The organism is Vibrio sp. 1249-1, assembly GCF_033340495.1.
The window spans coordinates 1-709 of record NZ_JAWOWJ010000526.1 but is presented as its reverse complement, the minus strand read 5'-3'; the positions used below and the strand labels follow the sequence as shown (position 1 = coordinate 709).

Genomic DNA, 709 nt, shown 5'->3' with positions numbered 1-709 from the left:
CGCGTACTGTTTGTCATATTCAGTGGTAGTCGAAGATTGGAACACAACCGTGTCCGACAAAATAGCCCCTAAACCTGCACACGCAATATTCTTAGGCAGTTTAACGTTTAACTTCTCGGCATTTGCCGTAAGAATTGTTGCTGCAGAACCCCAAGCACGAATGTCCATCGTGACGATTTGCGGCATGCTGATTGGCGAACTGCCCATCGCGTGGTGGTCTATGATTGCCACGATGGAAGTTGGATCAACCGATTTTGCAAGTTGAGTCGATTGGTTGAAATCCACCAAACCAATGTGGTGAGAAGAGAAATCCGCCTTCACTTTTGGCGCGTCCATGCCACAAAATTCAAACACAAACTTACTTTCTGGGTTCGCTTCGCCAGTTAGCGCTGCTTCTCCGCCGTAGATGTGTGACGCAAGGATAACGGAAACGGCACTATCGGTGTCTGGGCTCAAATGTCCAACCCATACAAGGTTGTCGGTATTATTGTTTGAAAGCGTGGTGAGATCCAAAGCGCCCTCAGCCAAACAGCTGAAAGAGGCAATCATGGTTAATCCAAGTAGTGAACGTTTCATTTGAGTCCTTAGTGGTGAGTGGTAAGTTACTATTGGTACTGCATAGACCATTGATTCAAATGTAATTTTTTCGAGTTGCCAATTCACCCGATATTCTTGGAATCGCAAACGTTTTTCGAGTCGATACACACTT

The 709-nt window shown here is 45.8% G+C and carries 1 protein-coding gene; it reads right to left on the bottom strand.

Annotation, left to right across the window (positions count from 1 at the left end):
- Positions 1-576 (bottom strand): DHH family phosphoesterase (locus tag R7Z50_RS27395; protein WP_318149734.1); only part of this gene is annotated, 576 nt, incomplete at its 3' end.
- Positions 577-709 lie beyond the last annotated feature (133 nt).